This is a genomic window from Halopiger aswanensis (assembly GCF_003610195.1).
Classification (GTDB): domain Archaea; phylum Halobacteriota; class Halobacteria; order Halobacteriales; family Natrialbaceae; genus Halopiger; species Halopiger aswanensis.
In genome coordinates this window covers 556,877-569,086 of sequence record NZ_RAPO01000003.1, presented here as the reverse complement: position 1 = coordinate 569,086, position 12,210 = coordinate 556,877, and the positions used below count along the sequence as shown (strand labels likewise).

15 protein-coding genes are annotated in these 12,210 nt (G+C 67.7%); 4 read left to right on the top strand and 11 right to left on the bottom strand.

Annotated features, from left to right (window positions below):
• Positions 1–32: 32 nt before the first annotated feature.
• Positions 33–239, bottom strand: coding sequence for a hypothetical protein (locus ATJ93_RS16725; protein ID WP_120245790.1), 207 nt, complete (start codon positions 237–239; stop codon positions 33–35).
• Positions 239–1,261 (bottom strand): hypothetical protein, encoded by a 1,023-nt coding sequence (locus ATJ93_RS16720; protein WP_120245789.1) that lies wholly within the window; start codon positions 1,259–1,261, stop codon positions 239–241. Before ATJ93_RS16720 ends, ATJ93_RS16725 begins: the two co-directional genes overlap by 1 nt.
• A 154-nt stretch (positions 1,262–1,415) precedes the next feature.
• Here ATJ93_RS16720 and ATJ93_RS16715 point away from each other — a divergent pair, with 154 nt between their 5' ends.
• Complete coding sequence (locus ATJ93_RS16715) at positions 1,416–2,078, top strand: helix-turn-helix domain-containing protein (protein ID WP_120245788.1); 663 nt, start codon at positions 1,416–1,418, stop codon at positions 2,076–2,078.
• Positions 2,079–2,093: 15 nt separating this feature from the next.
• Here the strand turns inward: ATJ93_RS16715 and ATJ93_RS16710 are convergent, their stop codons facing one another.
• Positions 2,094–2,807, bottom strand: a complete 714-nt coding sequence (locus tag ATJ93_RS16710; RefSeq protein WP_120245787.1) for a class I SAM-dependent methyltransferase — start codon at positions 2,805–2,807, stop codon at positions 2,094–2,096.
• A 161-nt stretch (positions 2,808–2,968) separates the two neighbouring features.
• Between ATJ93_RS16710 and ATJ93_RS16705 the strand changes: the two genes are divergently transcribed.
• Positions 2,969–3,982, top strand: a complete 1,014-nt coding sequence (locus ATJ93_RS16705) for a threonine aldolase family protein (RefSeq protein WP_120245786.1) — start codon at positions 2,969–2,971, stop codon at positions 3,980–3,982.
• Here ATJ93_RS16705 and ATJ93_RS24380 read toward each other — a convergent pair whose 3' ends face one another.
• Both ATJ93_RS24380 and ATJ93_RS16700 read right to left on the bottom strand, forming a co-directional pair.
• Complete coding sequence (locus ATJ93_RS24380) at positions 3,983–4,114, bottom strand: DUF7859 family protein (protein WP_281271572.1); 132 nt, start codon at positions 4,112–4,114, stop codon at positions 3,983–3,985.
• Between the two features lie 449 nt (positions 4,115–4,563).
• Positions 4,564–5,091, bottom strand: coding sequence for a metallophosphoesterase (locus ATJ93_RS16700; protein WP_120245785.1), 528 nt, complete (start codon positions 5,089–5,091; stop codon positions 4,564–4,566).
• 222 nt (positions 5,092–5,313) lie between these two features.
• Here ATJ93_RS16700 and ATJ93_RS16695 point away from each other — a divergent pair, with 222 nt between their 5' ends.
• Positions 5,314–6,270 (top strand): cation diffusion facilitator family transporter, encoded by a 957-nt coding sequence (locus ATJ93_RS16695; RefSeq protein ID WP_120245784.1) that lies wholly within the window; start codon positions 5,314–5,316, stop codon positions 6,268–6,270.
• Between the two features lie 16 nt (positions 6,271–6,286).
• Here the strand turns inward: ATJ93_RS16695 and ATJ93_RS16690 are convergent, their stop codons facing one another.
• Entirely contained in the window at positions 6,287–6,703 is a 417-nt protein-coding gene (locus tag ATJ93_RS16690) for a hypothetical protein (RefSeq protein ID WP_120245783.1), read from the bottom strand.
• A gap of 140 nt (positions 6,704–6,843) precedes the next feature.
• On the opposite strand from ATJ93_RS16690, the gene ATJ93_RS16685 reads away from it, so the two are divergent.
• The gene (locus ATJ93_RS16685) at positions 6,844–9,021 is read left to right on the top strand and encodes an ATP-dependent DNA helicase (protein ID WP_120245782.1); all 2,178 of its coding nucleotides are present in this window, start codon (positions 6,844–6,846) and stop codon (positions 9,019–9,021) included.
• A 28-nt stretch (positions 9,022–9,049) separates the two neighbouring features.
• Here ATJ93_RS16685 and ATJ93_RS16680 read toward each other — a convergent pair whose 3' ends face one another.
• From ATJ93_RS16680 to ATJ93_RS16660, 5 genes are all read right to left on the bottom strand, one after another.
• A complete protein-coding gene (locus ATJ93_RS16680; RefSeq protein WP_120245780.1) occupies positions 9,050–9,400 on the bottom strand; it encodes a hypothetical protein in 351 nt (116 codons plus the stop codon).
• 129 nt (positions 9,401–9,529) lie between these two features.
• Positions 9,530–9,853: a rhodanese-like domain-containing protein gene (locus tag ATJ93_RS16675; RefSeq protein ID WP_120245778.1), complete on the bottom strand. Its 324-nt coding sequence runs from the start codon at positions 9,851–9,853 to the stop codon at positions 9,530–9,532.
• Between the two features lie 3 nt (positions 9,854–9,856).
• Positions 9,857–10,150 (bottom strand): sulfurtransferase TusA family protein, encoded by a 294-nt coding sequence (locus ATJ93_RS16670; protein ID WP_120245776.1) that lies wholly within the window; start codon positions 10,148–10,150, stop codon positions 9,857–9,859.
• A 64-nt stretch (positions 10,151–10,214) separates the two neighbouring features.
• The gene (locus ATJ93_RS16665; protein ID WP_120245774.1) at positions 10,215–11,387 is read right to left on the bottom strand and encodes a YeeE/YedE family protein; all 1,173 of its coding nucleotides are present in this window, start codon (positions 11,385–11,387) and stop codon (positions 10,215–10,217) included.
• Positions 11,388–11,629: 242 nt separating this feature from the next.
• Complete coding sequence (locus ATJ93_RS16660; protein ID WP_120245772.1) at positions 11,630–12,130, bottom strand: 2'-5' RNA ligase family protein; 501 nt, start codon at positions 12,128–12,130, stop codon at positions 11,630–11,632.
• Positions 12,131–12,210 lie beyond the last annotated feature (80 nt).

Sequence of the window (12,210 nt, the reverse complement as noted above, 5' to 3'; positions counted from 1 at the left end):
ACCGTTTTCGAATCGAAATGATGGGGCGGCGATCACTCCCCGCGGTTCGCGAGGAAGACGCCCAGATAGATCGCGACCAGCGCACAGCCCAGTCCGGCACCGAACGCGACCGTGTACGGCGACTCGAGGTCGAACGCACTACCCTCGACTACCCAGCCGATGAAGCCGCTCACCAGCAGGGCCAGCGCCGCCAGCCGAAGGAGGGAAACGACGTCGGTCGCGGTGATTCGCCGGGACATTACGTGCTCGAGTCGAAACGGTCGCGGTCGACGCTCGGGGCTCGATGCGGCTTATCGTCGGCGTCGACGAGTTCCTGACAGAGCGAGACCGTCGCGGCCGTCAGCACGAGTCCGACCGGGCTCGCGATGAGCAACGCGAGGGCAAACCCGACGACGCCGCCGTTCAAGAGTATCGAGAGCACGAGCGAAACGATGGCAGCGGCGACGACGTGCCCCACGGCGAACCGGAAGTACGCCCCGCCTGCCATCGCGAACGCATAGGAACGGCGGAACGCCTCGAGGACGCCCGCGTCGGCGACGACGAGCAGGAACGGCGCCGCGTAGAAAAGATAGCCGAGTACGAGCACCAGCGGAATTGCGAGGATGACCAACGCCGGCGCGATCAGCGCGATCGGAAGCAGGGCCAGAAACGCGGCGAAGACGACGAGGTAGTACGCGAACAGCCGCGGCGCGTAGTCCACGACGCAGGCGAGCAGCACCGCAGGCTCGTCGCGCAGTCGGCGATCGATGCCGCCGAGGTAGGCGGCCGCGACCGCGGCGCCGATCGCCCCGTACGCGAGGAGGGCGATTCCGAGCCAGGCGATCTCCGCGGATCCGACGGCGTCGACCGGCAGTACGATCGACTCGACGGGCGTCTCGATCGTGATCTCGGGGCCGGTAGTGGTCGGGCCGCCGACCGGCGCGGCGCCGCCCGAGCCCTCGAACGGCGCGCCCGTATCCCACCCCGTCGTCGTACTCGAGCCGGTGCTCGCCGGGTCGGGCGGATCGACCAGCGACCACAGCTCGAGCAGCGGCGAGGGGAGGGAAAACTGGACCGAGAAAGAGGTGCGGTGCGGATCGAGCGTCCGCTCGATCTTGTCGACCTCGAGCAGCGAGAGGACGAACGGGACCACGGCGTAGGGCAGGAGGTCGCCGAGGCGGTCGGTGACGCGGGAGACGTGTCGCGAAAACGCGCCACTCGACCGATCCCGCGGCGGCGGGCTGGCAGCGGACTCGGCGGATGACTCCGGTTCGGGAACCATACGACCGCCAACAAATGGTACGGAATTGAAACCTTCGCTCGGTCGACGCGGCGGTCGCCGCCTTGTCCCGAGACTCGAGAGGGAACCCACCCGCTCGGACGACGATTCGAACCGTCTCGACCCTTTATCCCGCTCGGCACCGTTGCACCGCGCGATGCGATCCGTCCGCGTCTCGCTCGGGTGCGATACGGCGACGCTCGGGCCGCTCCACGAGACCCTCTGTACGTCGCCCGCGCTCGAGCGCGAGGTCGTCCTCGGCGGGCAGGCGGTCGACGGCGTCGAAACGATCACCTCGTTCGTCTACGAGGGCGGGAGCGGGGACGGACGAGGCGACTACGAATCGGCGCTCGAGGACCTCGAGGCGGTCCGCGAGTACGACGCGACGCCGGCCGACGAGGGGTTCTTTCTCTACCTCCGCCGTGAACTCGGGTCCGAGGGACTGTCGTTGCTGAACGCGCTCGCGCAGGAGACGGTCGTCGTCGTACCGCCGATCGAACTGCGTGCCGATCGAACGATCCGGACGACGATCGTCGGCCGCTCGCCGGACCTCACGGCCGTGATCGAGTCGCTTTCGGACGGCGTGACGGTCGACGTGCTGTGGACGAGCGACGGCGTCACGACGACGGAAACGGCGGCGTCGGACCGTCAACTGACGGCGCTGCGGGCTGCGCGGGCGGTCGGCTACTACGAGGTGCCGCGGCGCAACGGTATCGAGGCGGTCGCCGACGAACTCGACTGCGCAGTCTCGACGGCATCGACGCTCCTGCGACGCGGCGAGGCCAACGTGATCGACCGAGTACTCGACTCGCGGCGGTAACCCGCCTTCCTGCGGCTACGCGTCCGACGAACCCGCCCGCCGGCAGACTGCGGCGTAGCCGATGCCGCACCAGTACGTCTCGAGGACCGCGCATTCGTCGAAGACGGCCCGGAGCGACTCGAGGACGTCACCGTCGGGGTTCCGGTTCGCGTACCAGCGGAAGAAGCGCCGAAGCAGCGGATTCGCGAGACGTAGCGGTCCCGCTGGCACGGGTCGCACGTCACAGACGGCGAACGAACCGCCAGGGGCGAGGAGGCCGTAGGCGTTCTCGGCGGCGCCGCGGACGTCGGGCATGACGCTCAGCGACAGCGTCGCGACCGCCGCGTCGAATGGTTCCTCGAACTCAACTGTGGTTGCGTCGGCGCGGCGGACCTCGACGTTCTCCCAGCCGCGTTGCTCGACGCGGTCCCACGCCTTCGCAACCATTTCGGGGCTGTAATCGACCGCGACCAGTTGCCCCTCGGGACCGATCGCGTCCCGAAGCCGCTCGAAGTTGACGCCGGGACCGCAGCCCACGTCGAGGACGCGATCCCCGGACTCGAGCGCCAAGCGATCGATCGCTGCCTCGCGCATCGGCTCGAGATCGCGCTCGCTCATCGCGTAGTAGTCGCTCCAGCGATCCCACACTCGGCGGCTTCGCTCGAGGTGGGCTTCGTAGGACGACCGTCTCGAGCCGCCTGCACCGGCCGAATTGCCGGCCTCCGTCGCGTCTCGCACCTTCCGTTCCATGATCGTCGTTCGGGGCGAGTCGAACGAGTAGGTACTCGCGAAGCCTATCGGGTCTTTATACGGGGGTGGGGCCGCAGGGGGTGGGTGGACGGCGGATGTGATCCTCGGTCAAGAAGCCGCCGGATCGTCGCCTATTTTCGCGTTGCGCGGGTACCACGGGTATGATCGATCTCCGCTCGGATACCGTTACGACCCCCGACGATGCCATGCGCGAGGCCGCCGCGACCGCCGCGGTCGGCGACGACGTCTACGGCGAGGACCCGACCGTCACCGAACTCGAGGCGCGCGCGGCCGAGGCCGTCGGCAAAGAAGCGGCCCTCTACGTCCCCTCCGGCACGATGGGCAACCAGATCGCGGCGCGGGTCCACACCGACCGCGGGCAGGAAGTGCTGGCCGACCGCAAGAGCCACGTCGTCAAGTACGAACTCGGCGGGTTCGCCCAGCACGCCGACCTACAGGTCCGCATGCTCGAGACCGACCGGGGCGTGCCGGCCCCCGAACAGGTCGCCGCCGAGTACGTCGCCGAGGACCTCCACCGACCCGGGACCGGCTTGCTCTGCCTCGAAAATACACACAACGCCCGCGGCGGGCTCGCGATCGACCCCGAGAAGATTGCCGCCGCGGCCGACGCGGCACGCGAGCGCGACGTGCCGGTTCACCTCGACGGCGCGCGGGTGTTCAACGCCGCGACGGCGCTGGACGTCCCCGTCAGCGACATCGTCGAGCCGGTCGACTCCGTCATGTTTTGCCTCTCGAAAGGGCTCGGCGCACCCGTCGGCTCGATGCTCGCCGGCAGCGAGGAGTTCGTCGAGGAGGCCAGACGCACCCGCAAGCTGTTCGGCGGCGGCATGCGCCAGGCCGGAATCATCGCCGGCCCCGGCCTCGAGGCCCTCGAGAACGTCGCCGATCTCGAGCAGGACCACGAAAACGCACGGCTGCTCGCGGACGGCCTGAGCGAGGTAGCGGGATTCGACGTACGGGGGCCGGAGACGAACATCGTCCTCGCGGACGTCTCGGAGACGGGACTGGACGTTGAGACCGTGCTCGAACGCTGTCGCGAGCGGGACGTCCTGGCGACGGCCTTCGGGCCGACGACGGTTCGGTTCTGCACCCACCGCGACGTCGATCGCGCCGATATCGAACGGGCGCTCGAGCGGCTCGCGGCCGAGTTCTGACTACTTCTGGCGCATTCCCTCGCGGAACTCGAGGACGGTGCGCCGGAGCAGCAGGTACGAGAAGAAAATCAGCGCCAGCAGGATCAACACGATGGCGATGATGATGGGATCGTCGGGGATGAGCTCCAGCATACGAGGGCGATACCGTGTCAGCGTGGATAACGGTTTCGACGCGTTTCAGCGGTACCGCTCGCGAGTGTGTGCCGACCGATCGATCGACGCTCACGACGGTAGCTAAAACCGGAGTTTCACCTTACGCTGCGTATAATGCCCCGGAGAGCGAAGGCAGTATTGCGTCTCGATCTGCGGCCCGCCACCGCCGCCCGACGGCCTGTTTGGCCGGATCGAGACGGCCACGGTCCCGATCATCACTCCGGATCCGATCCACCCCGGCCTCGGGTCGATCGAATCGCCCTCCCCACCGCCGGTCCGCTCGACGAACGCTCGAGCGGATCGGGGGCTCCCGCTGACGTCCCGACCGCCCCGACTGCGTATCGCGCGCCATCCCGCTGACGCTTCCCCGAGTTCGGTCACGAGTTCTTCAGAACGATTCCGCTGACCAGCGGCTACCGCTGCAACGGCTATGCCGTCCCCGCCACGTCGAACGATTCCACGAGCGTCCCGTCCGGCTCGCGAATCTCGCCCTCGAGTCCGGTCCCGTCCTCGCGGTCCTCGAGCACGGCGAATCCGGGTCTGTGCCCGCGCGGTTGGGCGTGACTGCCAGGGTTGAGGAGAAGACAGTCCTCGGCGTCGACGACGGTCGGCCGGTGGGTGTGGCCCGAGACGACGACGTCCGCGCCGCGCGAGCGGCCGAACATCGACAGGCCGACCTCGCCGCCCTCGCGGCGGTGCGTGACCGCGAAGCGGACGCCTCCTTCCTCGAGGACCCGCGCTTCGGGCAGTCGATCGCGAACCGCACCGCTATCGGAATTTCCGTGGACCGCGAACAGGCGGTCGCACTCCCTCCGGAAGGCCTCGAGCGCCGCCGTGCTCGTAAAATCGCCGGCGTGGATGACCACGTCCGCCTCGCGGGCGGCGGTCAGGGCCTCGCCCTCGAGTTCGTGGCCGTCGGCGCTGTGCGTGTCCGAGAAGATCGCGATCCTGGTCATAGCGTGGCTTCGGCCGCCGGTGACAGGTTCCTTTCCCTTTCCGGTCGCCGTTCGTGTCCACGTCCGGCGACGGGGCCGACCCCGGTGGTTGCCTGTTGCCGGTCGGACCCGAGTATAGCCGCTCGAGTCCGCGATAGCGACGATCGTTCACCGCACCCGAGCCGCGTCGACTTGCTCTAGAGTGCCTTATACTTTTCACGGAGCCCTCTGTAGTCGCCGCCGATGGCAAGTAGTACCTCCGTCGTGCTCGCGGCGCTGTTCGCGAACGGCGCGATCGCGATTCTGAAGTTCGGCGGGTATCTGCTGACGGGCAGTCCTGCCATGCTGTCGGAGACGTACCACTCGATCTCGGATACGGGCAACCAGATCTTCCTGCTGATCGGGATCAAGTACGGCGCCCAGGAGGCGAACCGGACCCACCCGTTCGGCTACGGGAAATCGCAGTTCTTCTACAGCCTCCTCGTAAGCATCATGCTGTTCGGCATCGCCGGCTGGGAGAGCGCCCACCACGGCTACGACGCGCTGACCCACGGCGGGGTCCACCGCGCCGCCGGGGACGTTACCCTACTGGGACGGACGTTCGATCCGGTCTACGTCAACTACGCCGTCCTGATCGGAGCGATCGTCTTCGAGACCTACGCGCTCTGGAAGGCCTATCAGGGGATCAGCCGCCAGATGGACGAGTTCGGCTGGACCAGCCTCCGCGAGGCGTTCCGCAAGACCAGCGACGTGACGACGCTGACCGCGCTCACCGAGGACAGCATCGCGCTGGCCGGCGCGGGGATCGCGCTGTTCGGCATTTACCTCACTCGAGCGACCGGCAACCCGATGTACGACGCCGCTTCCGCGCTCATCATCGGCCTCCTGCTCATGGGCTTTGCCGTCGCGCTGGCCTGGGAGAACAAGCGGCTCATCATCGGGGAGAGCCTTCCGAAACCGGCCGAGGACGAACTCCGCGCGATCGTCGCCGACTGGGACGGCGTCACCGAACTCGTCGACTTCCGGACCGTCTACTTCGGCGCCGAGGAACTGCTCGTCACCGCCGACGTCGCGTTCGACGCCGATCTCGAGGCCGAGGAAATCGACGAGCGCATCACCGAGATCGAACGCGCGCTGCGCGACCACGACGGTCAGGTGCAGCGCGTCTACATCGAACCCGAAACGCAGGCGACGCCCTAATCGTCGACGCGCGGGCTCACGCGCTCGAGGCGTCGGTCTCGTCCCGATCGTCGTAGCCGGCCACGATCGTCGACCCCGGCGGGCGCTCGTTCAGCACCGCCTCGACGGTCGTCTCCTCGAGATCCACGGTCGAGGTGAGCGGGTCCCAGCCGTCGTCCGTCTCGACGGCGACCGCGACGTCGGTCGGACTCGCGCCGGGCGGCAGCTTGGAGGGGTCGTAAACCAGCGAGATGCGGACGGCCTCGATCGCTTTCAGCCCGTCCAGCCCCGCGATGTCGACCGGCTCCGAGAGGCCGTCGACCGGCGGCTCGCTGTCGCTTCGCTCGAGCCCGAACTCGTCGGGGACGACGCCCGCGACGACGGCGACGCGAGCGCCGGCGTACTCGAGTGTGGCTTCCGCGACGCTATCGGAATCGTATCCCGGGATGGCCATTCTATTCGGGGCGAAGCGCTCAAGACGTATGGCTGTGGACCGTGCGATAGCCGGCCGGCGGTCGATTCGCAGTCGGCAGGTTATATCCGACTCTGACTCGAGACGAACGCTTTTATCGCAGCGGGAACCTATCACGCACTGTGTCCGAGACTACCGGGTACATGCGCTTTTTCCCGTACGACCAGCCGTACGAGAACCAGCGCGAGGCGATGGACCGCATCCACAACGCCCTGGTACGCGGCCAGAACGTCCTCTTCGAGGGGGCCTGCGGGACCGGCAAGACCCTCTCGTCGCTCGTGCCGGCGCTCGAGGTCGCCCGCGAGCAGGACAAGACGGTCGTCATCACGACCAACGTCCACCAGCAGATGCGCCAGTTCGTCGCCGAAGCCCGGGCGATCACCCGCGAAGAGAACATTCGCGCCGTCGTCTTCAAGGGAAAAGGCTCGATGTGCCACATCGACGTCGGCTACGAAGAGTGCCAGGCGCTGCGGGACAACACCCGCGCGCTGGTCGACGCCGAACGCGACAAGCAGCAACTCGAGCGCCGCCAGCGCGAGTTGCTCGCAGAGAGTCAGGAGGGCGACGGCAGCGCCGCGGACGCCCGCTCCGCGGTGATGGACGAACTCGAGAACATCGAGGAGCGACTCGAGGATCTCGAGGACCAGAACGTCTGCGACTACTACCGGAACAACCTCACCGAGAACACGGACGACTTCTTCGGCTGGCTCTTCGAGGACGTCCGCACGCCCGACGACATCTACGAGTACGCCGAGCAACAGCACCTCTGTGGCTACGAACTGCTGAAGGAGGGCATCGAGGGCGTCGATCTCGTCGTCTGTAACTACCACCACCTGCTGGACCCGATGATCCGCGAGCAGTTCTTCCGCTGGCTCGGCCGCGACCCCGAGGACGTCATCGCCGTCTTCGACGAGGCCCACAACGTCGAGGACGCCGCCAGGGACCACGCCACGCAACACTGCTCCGAGCGGACCTTCGACGCTGCTTTGGACGAACTCGCCGACGCCGACGACCCGCGATCGGAGGACGCCGCGAACGTCCTCTCGGCGTTCCACCGCGCGCTCGTCGAAACCTACGAGGACTCCTTCGGCTTCGGCGAGCGCGAACAGATCGGCGAGAACTGGGAAGACGTCCCCATCGCCAACGAGGACCGCAAGGACGATCTGACCCTCGAGTTCCTCCAGCGCTACTCGGGTCGTGGGATCCAGGAGGACCTCGAGGCGGCGATGAAGCTGGGCCAGGAACTCGACCAGCAGTACGAGGAAGCGTATCGGGAGGGCGAGACCGCGACCCGGACGGAGTGTCAGACCCTGCAGGCCGCCGCCTTCGTCAGCGCGTGGATGTCGGAGGGCTCGAAGGAGGGCCAGTACCCGGTCGTCTCCGTCACGCGCGACGCCGGCACCGACGAAATCTACGGCCGCGCGGAACTGTACACGTGCCTCCCGCGACAGGTCACCGGCCAACTGTTCGAGGAGGTGTACGCCACCGTCCTGATGAGCGCCACCCTCCAGCCGTTCGACGTCACCGAGGACGTGCTCGGCCTCGAGGATCCCGTCACGATGGCCTACGGACTGCAGTTCCCCGAGGAGAACCGTCGTACCTACGCCGTCGAGACGCCGCCGCTGTTCGCGTCGGACCGGGACGATCCCGCCGTTCAGGAGGAGGTCACCGACGCCATCTACGACGCCGCCCGCATGACGCCCGGCAATACGCTCGCCTTCTTCCCGAACTACGGCGAAGCCGAGCGGTACGCGGATCGCCTCGAGCGCCGGCTCGGCGGCGACCGGAAACTCTACGTAGACGAGCCGGGCGTGGCCGTCGAGGAACTGCGACAGGAGTTCGTCGCGGATGACAACGCCGTCCTCTGTACGTCACTGTGGGGAACGCTCGCGGAGGGCGTGAGCTTCGACGGCGACGACGCCCACACCGTCCTCGTGGTCGGCGTCCCCTATCCGCACCTCGACGACCGCGCAGAAGCAGTTCAGGAGGCCTACGACGCGGCCTTCGACGGCACCGAGACCGGCTGGCGCTACGCCGTCGAGATTCCGACGGTCCGCAAGACGCGACAGGCGCTCGGCCGCGTGCTCCGCTCGCCGGAGGATGTCGGGGTCCGCGCGCTACTCGACCGGCGCTACTCGCGGTCGGCCAAATCCGACCTCGGTCGGTACAGCGTCAACGGCACGTTCCCCCACGAGGAGCGCGAGGAACTGATCGACATCGGCCCGGAAAAGCTCAAGTTCGCGATGCGGAACTTCTACGGCGATCACGGCGCGTACGACGGCGAGCCGCCGGCGCCGTGAGGGTCGTGAGACGCCGAACGATGCCGCGTTACTCGATCGTCACGTCGGCGACCCCGCCGGCGACCGCCACGGTGTGTGTCCCGCCGTTGGCGATCGTCAGATCGAACGTAGTCGTCTCCGCGATGGTCCGAGTCTCAACGAGCCCAGCGTCGGCGTGGTCGATGCGGAGGCTCACGCCCTCCCGTTCGATGTCCATGTCCTCGATCTGGAATACCTCCTGAACCTCGACCGTCACCGTCAGTTCCGCCCCTTCGTCGGCGCTGAACTCCGCCCGATCGCCCTCTTCGAGCGTCGTGTCTACGCCGCCCCCGGGCAGCAAGCCGCTACAGCCGGCCAGCGGGACGACCGCCGCGAGCGAGACGAACGTGCGTCGGCGCATGGGATGAGATATCAGTACGCGAAAATATAGCTACTGGCCGATCACGGCGGCGAAAACAGGCGGTGACTCGACTTCGGGGTCGACGCCGTCGCAGCGTTCGGGCGGCTCTCCTCGAGCCGACGCCTCGAGTCAGTCCGCGGCTTCCGCTTCGAGCGGCTCCCAGGCGTCGTAGCCGCCGGCCATGCTCGCGACGGACTCGGCGTCGCCGTACTCCTCGATGAGTCTGGCGGCCTGAACGGACGTCTTGCCGACGTAGCAGTAGACGACCACGTCGTCGGCCCAGTCGCGGTCGAGGACGGTGTCCTCGAGTTCCCCGATGGTGACGTGCTCGGCGCCGGGGAGGTGGCCGTCGTCGTAGGCGTCGGCGTCGCGGACGTCGATCAGGTCGAACTCGTCGGCGTCGTCCTGCTCGATGCGTTCGCGGACCGTCTCGGGGGTGAGTTCCTCGACCATGCTCTACTGCTTGCGGAGGTAGATGCGGTAGGTCGCGTCCCCGCTGCGCCAGACCTTCGCCTCGGCGTCGTCGCCGACGGCCTTGGGCACGTTCTCGGTACAGGGGACGTGGTCGGTCTCCTGCACGAGGAGGTCGCCCGACTCGAGTTGCTGGAGCCCCTTCTTAGCCTCGACCTGCGGATACGGGCAGACCTCGCCCATCATGTCCTGGACGAGGTCGGCCTCCTCGAGCAGTTCGTCGGCTCGGTCGTCGCTCAGTTCGTCCGGTGCGTCGGTGACGTCGTCGATGGATGGCATTGTGGTGTGCGTGTGTCAGTTGTCGCTGCGTGGTATGGTTGGCGAACGATACCGCTCGAGTCGCTTAGATCGCACAGCCGACTTCGCGGTAGATCCAGTGGGTCATCACGTAGACGCCGGCGACGATGCCGACGGCGGCGATGAAGGAGTGGACCGACAGTTCCGCGATGCCGGAGTAGATGTTCCCGATGTTACAGCCCGGCGCGAGCCGCGAGCCGGCGCCCATCGCGAGGCCGCCGAAGACGGCGTTGGGAAGCCGGCGGCGCTTCGGGACGCGCACCGAGAAGTCGCCGCTCCAGAGGGCGGCTAGGAACGCGCCGACGATGACGAACGCGATCATCACCATGTCGACCGTGACGCCGACGCCCTGGCCCTGGAACAGCACCGAGCCCCAGTACTCGAACGACCCCGCGTCGACGCCGACCTGCGAGAGCAGGTAGCCCGTCCAGCGAGCCTCGGGGCCGGTCACGCCGACGATCGAGACCTGCGTGAACCACAGCACCGCGGCGGCGGTGATTCCAAGCGCCGCGGTGCGGGGGTCCCACGGCTGCTTGCTCGATTCGATCGGGTTCCGCCAGGCGCGGGCCAGCCCGGCGAAGTACGCGCGAGTCCCGTCGGCGAACTGCCGGAGGCCCACGGCGGGCGCGGCCAGCGCCGCCGGTCGGAACTCGGCCGCGTCGGCGCGCTCGCCGAGCGCGGCGCCGACCGACGAGCGGCCGGTGAGCGTCGCGTAGACGAGCAACGCGGCGCCCGAGACCAGCAGCGCGAGCAGGCCGGCCGGCAGCGAGGAGTACGCGAACAGGCTCACGCCCTCACCGAACGTGAGCGCGTCGAAGTACGTGCTCTCGAGCGTCGGGAAGGCGACGGTGAAGCCGGCGTAGCCGACGCCCATGAACAGCAGGGTGAGCCAGAACTGCAGGTAGCCCTCGCCGGCCCGGTAGAGCGTGCCGCTGGCGCAGCCGCCGGCGTAGGTCATCCCCACGCCGAAGATGAAGCCGCCGACGAGGCCGGTCAGGCCCCACCGCGGCGTCCAGAATCCCTGGTAGTAGCCGAATTGATAGGCGATGCCCCAGAAAACCATCGTGAGCAGCGTCGCCGCGAGAACGCCCTTCGTGACCCGGGAGTCCTTGTAGGCGAAGAAATCCCGGAAAGCGTTCACGAAGCAGAACCGCCCCTTCTGGAGGAAGGCCCCGAGGGCGATCCCGACGACCGCTGCGACGAGTAGCGTCGAAACCACACCGTTACCAGGAACTCGACCGACTTAACCCGCAGTCAGTCGGCCGCTTTGGCCACGGCTCGAGACGGCGCCGTATTCAAGAAGTAGGTGCATACGATGGGTCTCGCGGGCGATGTGCGGACAAAGCCGCCTCGGTCGGCGGCGTAGGTACCAGCGGTATTTGCAGCTCCCGAATGGGAATGACTCGGATACGAGACGCCGTCACGAACGGTCGGTTGACGGCGGTCCGAACTGTCTCTTCGTCAGGCCGGCAACGATACGCGGCTTACCGGGAGCTTGTAGGTACCGTCCCAGAACTCGAGTTCGCTGACCGTCCAGGTCACCGGCTCGATCTCGCGGTCGGCCACCCGCCGCGCGGTTTCGGCGTCGCCGCCGCGGGCCAGGGTCACGTGCGGGACGTAATCGGCTCCCTCGAGGCCGTCGACGGCCTCGAAGGTCTCCGCGAGGTCCGCGTGGAGCGCCTCGAGGCCGGGACTCTCGACCGCGAGGTAGACGACCGGGGCGGAGCCCAGCGGCGGGTCCTCGAAGTAGTCGATCCCGGTAATCCGGGCTTCGACGGCGGGGGCGCTCTCGAGGGCGCGGTGGACGCGGTGTTGCAACTGAGAGACGTGATCGGCGTCGCCGAGGCGCTTGAGGAGACAGGAGTGGGTGTCCCGAATCGTGTCGAAGCCGATCAAGTCGGGGTAGAGTTCGTCCGCGAGTTGGCGGACGCGGCCGGGGACGGGGACGTTGACGCTGTACACGGTGGTGCTCTGGATGGAGTAGGGGCGGCGCGATTATCAGTCTGGTGTCCGTGCACTCGTGCCCTCGAGATTGGGCTGAG